Origin of the sequence: Cyanobium sp. LEGE 06143 (genome assembly GCF_015207535.1) — a bacterium.
GTDB lineage: Bacteria > Cyanobacteriota > Cyanobacteriia > PCC-6307 > Cyanobiaceae > NIES-981.
Map to the genome: position 1 here is coordinate 1 of NZ_JADEWP010000169.1, position 5875 is coordinate 5875.

Annotated in this window: 9 protein-coding genes, 1 tRNA gene and 1 pseudogene; 5 read left to right on the forward strand and 6 right to left on the reverse strand. The window is 67.1% G+C overall.

Going from position 1 to position 5875, the window contains the following annotated elements:
- Positions 1-221: uracil phosphoribosyltransferase (locus IQ216_RS11070; protein ID WP_304523981.1), on the reverse strand; the 221-nt coding region annotated here is incomplete at its 3' end.
- A gap of 39 nt (positions 222-260) precedes the next feature.
- Here IQ216_RS11070 and IQ216_RS11075 point away from each other — a divergent pair.
- Together IQ216_RS11075 and cobW are read left to right on the forward strand one after the other, a co-directional pair.
- Positions 261-785, forward strand: a complete 525-nt coding sequence (locus IQ216_RS11075; RefSeq protein ID WP_193815516.1) for a pentapeptide repeat-containing protein — start codon at positions 261-263, stop codon at positions 783-785.
- Positions 782-1852 carry a cobalamin biosynthesis protein CobW gene (gene cobW, locus IQ216_RS11080; RefSeq protein ID WP_193815510.1) on the forward strand — a complete coding sequence of 357 codons (1071 nt, stop codon included), beginning with the start codon at positions 782-784 and terminating at the stop codon, positions 1850-1852. Before IQ216_RS11075 ends, cobW begins: the two co-directional genes overlap by 4 nt.
- A gap of 14 nt (positions 1853-1866) precedes the next feature.
- On the opposite strand, the gene IQ216_RS11085 is transcribed toward cobW, so the two are convergent.
- Complete coding sequence (locus IQ216_RS11085; protein ID WP_193815511.1) at positions 1867-2145, reverse strand: hypothetical protein; 279 nt, start codon at positions 2143-2145, stop codon at positions 1867-1869.
- Between the two features lie 224 nt (positions 2146-2369).
- Here IQ216_RS11085 and purS point away from each other — a divergent pair, with 224 nt between their 5' ends.
- Positions 2370-2654: a phosphoribosylformylglycinamidine synthase subunit PurS gene (purS, locus tag IQ216_RS11090; RefSeq protein ID WP_193815512.1), complete on the forward strand. Its 285-nt coding sequence runs from the start codon at positions 2370-2372 to the stop codon at positions 2652-2654.
- Positions 2651-3304 (forward strand): phosphoribosylformylglycinamidine synthase subunit PurQ, encoded by a 654-nt coding sequence (gene purQ / locus IQ216_RS11095; protein ID WP_193815513.1) that lies wholly within the window; start codon positions 2651-2653, stop codon positions 3302-3304. The genes purS and purQ overlap by 4 nt, the downstream gene beginning before the upstream one ends.
- Here purQ and IQ216_RS11100 read toward each other — a convergent pair.
- Positions 3297-3887, reverse strand: a complete 591-nt coding sequence (locus IQ216_RS11100; RefSeq protein WP_193815514.1) for a peroxiredoxin — start codon at positions 3885-3887, stop codon at positions 3297-3299. The genes purQ and IQ216_RS11100 overlap by 8 nt on opposite strands.
- 143 nt (positions 3888-4030) lie before the next feature.
- Here IQ216_RS11100 and IQ216_RS11105 point away from each other — a divergent pair, with 143 nt between their 5' ends.
- A complete protein-coding gene (locus IQ216_RS11105) occupies positions 4031-4342 on the forward strand; it encodes a hypothetical protein (RefSeq protein WP_186699730.1) in 312 nt (103 codons plus the stop codon).
- 86 nt (positions 4343-4428) lie between these two features.
- Here the strand turns inward: IQ216_RS11105 and IQ216_RS11110 are convergent.
- From IQ216_RS11110 to IQ216_RS14755, 3 genes and pseudogenes are all read right to left on the reverse strand, one after another.
- Positions 4429-4502 (reverse strand) — tRNA-Met (locus IQ216_RS11110).
- Positions 4503-4532: 30 nt separating this feature from the next.
- Positions 4533-5507, reverse strand: a complete 975-nt coding sequence (locus tag IQ216_RS11115) for a peptidoglycan DD-metalloendopeptidase family protein (RefSeq protein WP_370566714.1) — start codon at positions 5505-5507, stop codon at positions 4533-4535.
- Positions 5508-5749: 242 nt separating this feature from the next.
- A pseudogene (locus tag IQ216_RS14755) lies at positions 5750-5875 on the reverse strand (tRNA (uridine(34)/cytosine(34)/5-carboxymethylaminomethyluridine(34)-2'-O)-methyltransferase TrmL); the annotation flags it as partial.

Consider the following 5875-nt stretch of genomic DNA (forward strand, 5'->3'; position numbering starts at 1 on the left):
TCCCCATCCACCACCCGCCCTTCGGTGGCGCCCAGACAGCCCTCGATGGCGGTGTTGCGCTGGGGCAACCAGTCGCGCACGGCCTCGTAGGTGAGCCAGCGGCCAAGCTCAGCTGTGGCGGTGGCGTAGACGGCCGCTGGGGTGTGCCTGCTGCGCAACACACTGAGCCAGTGGCCGATCAGGGGGTGGGGGGGAACCACCACCCGCAGGGTCATCCCCATGGTTGCCATAACTTGATGCCTCACCGTAGTTGTGCGTCCATGGCCGGCATCCGCTCGCCGCTCCACCCCCTGTCACGCCTGCTGCTGGTCGGGGTGCTGTTGCTGGGGGTGCTGGTCGGTGGATCACCGGCAGCCCTGGCGATCACCGCACCCGAGCTGCGCGGCCAGCGGGCCGTCCAGGATCTGCAGCCCGACATGCACGGCCGCAACCTGCGCCAGCAGGAATTTCTCAAGGCCAGCCTGGATGGCTTCGACTTCAGCGAGGCCGACCTGCGCGGCGCCGTGTTCAACGGCAGCTCCCTGCGTCAGGCGAATCTGCAGGCAGCCAACCTCGAAGACGTGGTGGCCTTCGCCAGCCGTTTTGACGACAGCAACCTGGAGGGGGCCGTGCTGCGCAACGGCATGCTGATGCAGAGCCGCTTCCGCGGCAGCCGGATCGACGGGGCCGACTTCACCGACGCCGTGCTCGACCTGCCCGAACAGAAGTCGCTCTGCGCCCGGGCCAGCGGCACCAATCCGCTCACGGGAGTGAGCACCCGCGAGAGCCTCGCCTGCCGCCCATGACCACCCAATCTTCCGTCCGTCTTCCCGTCACCGTGGTGACCGGCTTCCTGGGCGCTGGCAAGACCACCCTGCTGAGGGAGCTGCTGCTGCATGGAGGCCAGCGCCTGGCGGTGCTCGTCAACGAGTTCGGCGAGGTGGGGCTCGATGGAGCCCTGCTGCGCAGCTGCGGCTTCTGCCCTGAGGAGGAGATCGGCTCGCGCCTGGTGGAGCTCACCAACGGCTGCCTCTGCTGCACGGTGCAGGACGACTTCCTGCCCACCATGCAGCAGCTGCTGGAGCGCGCCGACCAGCTCGACGGCATCCTGGTGGAAACCAGCGGCCTGGCCCTGCCGGAACCGCTGCTGGCGGCTCTGGGCTGGCCCGAGATCCGCAGCCGCACCTGGGTGAATGGCGTGGTCACCGTGGTGGATGGGGCCGCCCTGGCCCAGGGGTCGGTGGTGGCGGATCCCGCGGCCCTGGAGGCCCAGCGCCTGGCCGATCCAAGCCTCGACCACCTCACCGCCATCGATGAGCTGTTCGCCGAACAGCTGGAGTGCGCTGATCTGGTGCTGGTGAGCCATGGCGATCAACTCGATGCCACTGGTCTCGAGCGCATCCAGGAGCGGGTGACGCCGCTGGTGCGCCCCGGCACGCCGCTGCTGCCCATGGAGCGCGGTGGCATCGATCCGGCATTGGTGCTGGGGCTGGCCGCAAAGCAGCCTGACGGCTTGGCCCCTGAGCATCTCAGTGCCGATGACCACCCGCACGACGGCGACGACCACGACCATCACGACCACACCCATGTGGCGATGGAGTCGGTGGCGCTGGAGTGGAACGGCGAGTTGGAGCGCTCATCCCTGGAGGCTGCCATCCGCCGCCTCTGCCAGGAGAAGGGGATTGTGCGGGTGAAGGGCCGGCTCTGGATGCGCGGAAAGGACAGACCCCTGGTGCTGCAGGCGGTGGGCCCGCGGCTGGAGAGCTGGTTTGAGCCTGCCGCCCAGCCCCATGCCCCCGGGGTGGAACTGGTGCTGCTGGGCTTCGGGCTCGACCGGGACCAGCTGGAGCAGGCCCTCATCCAGCAGCCCTGATCCGGGGCTCGCGCCTAATCCAGGGGAAAATCGCCCTGGGCGCAGACCCCGTTCCAGCAGAGGGCGGGGTCGTCTGTCCAGCGGGCCTCGACGGGAATCCAGGCAGGCGATGGATTGCCAGGGCTGGGTCGCTGCATGGTCACGGCCCCGCGGCCGTCATGGCGGAACTCCAGGCGCTGATCGTTGAGCAGCAGACTCCAGCGCTCTCCCAGCCTCTCCACCAGCAGACTGCAGGCGCGCCAGGGGCCTGAGCTCTGGCGACAGCGCAGGGGAATCGGCTCAAGTGGCCGCACAGGTGCACGCTCCGCATGGGACCCTTCGGCCTGCGTCCCACCAGCCGGGGGGGCTTCAGGTGCAGCGCTGGCCAACGCGGGCATCAGCAGCAGCAAGGCCACCAGGCAGCCGTGACCGAGGCAAGCCAGCATGCGGTGTCCTGCGCAACGACCCCTTCAACCTGTCCACGGGCCGGGGATGGGGGCCATTGGGCTGCCAAGATTTAACAAACAACGGCTGTGTCGTGCCCGTCTTCAGCGCTCGCGTGCAGGTCTCCCTGCGACCTTCGGTTCTTGACCCTGCTGGGGAGGCCACTAGGGCGGCAGCGGCCCGCCTGGGGGTGACCAGCCTGCGCCGGCTGCGCATCGGCAAGGCGATCGTGCTGGAACTGGAGGCCGCCGATGCCACTGCGGCCAGGCAACAGGTGGAGCTGCTGGCGCAGCGGTTGCTGGCCAACCCGGTGATTGAGAACTGGAGCCTGGAGCTTCAGGAGCACGGCCAGGTCCAACCCACAGGAGCGCCGCTGTGAGCGTGGGGATCGTGGTGTTTCCCGGCTCGAACTGCGACCGGGACGTGCGCTGGGCCCTGGAGGGGTGCCTGGGGCTCGAAACCCGTTTCCTCTGGCATGAAGAGCGCGACCTGAGCGGGCTCGATGCCGTGGTGCTGCCGGGGGGCTTCAGCTATGGCGACTACCTGCGCTGCGGCGCGATTGCTCGCTTTGCTCCCGTGCTCGAGGAGGTGCGCAGCTTCGCCGAGGCCGGAGGGCCGGTGCTGGGCATCTGCAACGGCTTCCAGGTGCTCACCGAAATGGGCCTGCTGCCCGGGGCACTCACCCGCAATGGCCGCCTGCACTTTCTGTGTGAGCCGGCTCTGCTGGAGGTGAATCCCGGCCCGTGCCGCTGGCTGCAGGGCTACGGGGAGAAGGAGCGCATCAGCCTGCCGATCGCCCATGGAGAAGGCCGCTTTCAGGTGGGGGCTGAAGACCTGAAAGCCCTGGAGGAGCACGGCCAGGTGGCGCTGCGCTACGCCGCCAACCCGAATGGATCAGTGGGCGATGTAGCAGGCCTCTGCAACAGAGCCGGCAATGTGTTGGGGCTGATGCCCCACCCGGAGAGGGCCTGTGACCCAGTCCTGGGGGGCATCGATGGCAGCCGGCTGCTGCAGAGCCTGCTCAGCTGACGGCAGCGAAGAAGTCTTTCGACTTCACGGGGTCGGGGTTCATGGTCTTGTCGCCGGGCTGCCAGTTGGCGGGGCAGACCTCATCGGGGTGGCTCTGCACGTACTGGAAGGCCTGCAGCACCCGCAGAGTTTCGTCGACGCTGCGGCCCACGGGCAGGTTATTGATCGTGCTGTGCATGATCACGCCTTCGGGATCGATGATGAACAGACCGCGCAGGGCGACGCCGGCGTCTTCGTCCAGCACCTCGTAGACGCGGGCAATCTCCTTCTTGAGATCGGCCACAAGCGGGTAGCTGATGTCGCCGATGCCGCCATTCTTGCGGTCAGTCTGAATCCAGGCCAGGTGGCTGAATTCGCTGTCCACGGACACGCCCAGGACTTCGGTGTTCTTGGCGGCGAAGTCGCCGTAACGGTCAGAGAAGGCGGTGATCTCCGTGGGGCACACGAAGGTGAAGTCGAGGGGATAGAAGAACAGCACCACGTACTTGCCGCGGTACTGGGAGAGGGAGATCTCCTTGAACTCCTGATCCACCACGGCAGTGGCGGTGAAATCAGGGGCCTGCAGGCCGACGAGGCGGGTCATGCGCAAGTGCGAGCGAAGGGGGTGGAGGACGCAATCGGGCTCAGCTGGGCGAACTCGATCCGACTTCCAGTTACATCCTACAATTTATCACAAGCTTCTGCAGGCCAGGCCATAGGCTGGCAGCAACTCGTGGAGTTGATGGAATGGGTTGGGATCCAGGCGTGCTGCGCAAATACAACACCACAGGCCACTTCCGCCTGCTGAGCCAGCTGCGCGGCGAGCTCAAGGCCCATCCCCTGGTGCGCCCCAAAGAGGGCCAGACCATCGGTGAAGTGAATCGGAGCAAGGGGCTGATCCGGGCGATGGAGGCCCGGGGCACCGGTCGCAGCCGCCGCGCCGTGGCGGCGGCCCAGGCCGCAGCGGCCTTCCCGGTGGTGGTGAGCGACGAGAGCCTGGAGGCCGCCCAGCGCGACCCTGAACTGGGCCTGTTGCCCAACGCAACCGCTCTGGACTGAATCGGTTGGAGTCCAGCGCGGCAAGACACAGGTCTTGTTCAAAGACCCAAGAAACGCTGGTCATGCCAGGAGAGGCCAAGGCGGCATGGCTCGGGGGAGACTTGAACTCCCGACCTTGGGGTTATGAATCCCACGCTCTAACCAGCTGAGCTACCGAGCCCTACTGGCCTCTCCAGCGGGCCTGACTGTATCAGGCGCGGGGTGGCAGAAACTGGAGCGGGTTCGCTGCACCCCGGGAGGGGGGATGGATCTCGAAGTGGAGGTGAGGACCCGTGCTGCGGCCTGTGCTCCCCATCAGCGCAATCAGGGTGCCCTGGGCCACGTCCTGGCCGGCCGTCACCATCAGGCGGCTGTTGTGGGCGTAGAGGGAGCGGCTGCCGTCGGCGTGGGCGAGGGTCACCAGATAGCCGTAACCGCCGTCATGCCAGCCGGAGAAGGCCACTCGGCCCCTGCGGGCCGCCACGATCGGCGTGCCCACGTTGTTGGCCACGTCAATGCCCTTGTGCATGCGTCCCCAGCGCCAGCCATAGCCGGAGGTGAACACGCCCTTGGTGGGCCAGATCCAGCCATCGGGAACAGGCTGCCTGCTGTCGAAGCTGTTGTTTTCCGTGCCCAGGCCAGGAATCTGGGGCCAGCTGAGGCCGCCACTGGTGGAGGGCTTCAGGCCCAGGACTGCCCGCTGCCGGACAGGTTCGGCCTGGACCAGCTTCACTTCATTGCCGGCCACCAGACGGGCGGTCTGCATGCCGGGGTTCAGCTTCAGCAGCTCAGCCATGGTGAGGCCGTAGCGCTGGGCGATGGCCATCACGGTGTCGCCGAGGCGCACAACGCCCTTGGACTGCAGCGGGGGAGGGGACTGAAGGGGAGGCGTGCGGCGCAGCTCAGAGGTGTCGACCGAGGCCAGCAGCTTCACGGCGCGGGTCTGCTGCGCCGGTACCACCAGCCACTCACCGCGATCAAAGCGATGGTCGGTGTCCACGTCGTTCAGATTGGCAAGCCGCTCGCTACCCATGCTGAGGTCGCGGGAGAGCTCATCGATGCTCACGGGCTGGCGCACCTTCACCCAGAGCTTCTGGGAATTGGGGCGCGGCCGGGCCGCCAGCAGGGTGTCGATCGAGGCGTCATCCGACTCTGCGGGAGTGAAGGCCTGGGTGACGGCAGGCACGGTGGCTGCCAGGGCTGCAGAGAGAAGGATGGACGTTTTGATTGGTGACAAAGGCTTCAAAGGTTGTTCCCCAAAACGACAAAGCTCAGTAGAGAAGCCGAGATCCCTGAGCCGCGCAGACCGTAGCGGACGAGCCCCCCAGGATCAAGTGCGTCTCGACACGGAATCCATCGGGACGGTTGCTCCCGCCCGCTGCCCCGGGACCGCACCAGGCGGGGGCAAGCCTGCCTCAGCCTGGGATCTCAGCCGCTGATCGGCTCCTGCTGACGCAGGGCCTCGAACAGCACAATCCCCACCGACACCGACAGGTTGAGGCTGCGCACCCCGCCCTCGGGATGCTGGCGTGAGCGAGCCATCGGAATGGTGAT

Excerpts from the sequence above, each read along its gene's own strand:
- IQ216_RS11100 (WP_193815514.1), bottom strand. The coding sequence starts at position 3,887 with ATGACCCGCCTCGTCGGCCTGCAGGCCCCTGATTTCACCGCCACTGCC.
- IQ216_RS11075 (WP_193815516.1), top strand. The coding sequence starts at position 261 with ATGGCCGGCATCCGCTCGCCGCTCCACCCCCTGTCACGCCTGCTGCTG.
- cobW (WP_193815510.1), top strand. The coding sequence starts at position 782 with ATGACCACCCAATCTTCCGTCCGTCTTCCCGTCACCGTGGTGACCGGC.
- IQ216_RS11105 (WP_186699730.1), top strand. The coding sequence starts at position 4,031 with ATGGGTTGGGATCCAGGCGTGCTGCGCAAATACAACACCACAGGCCAC.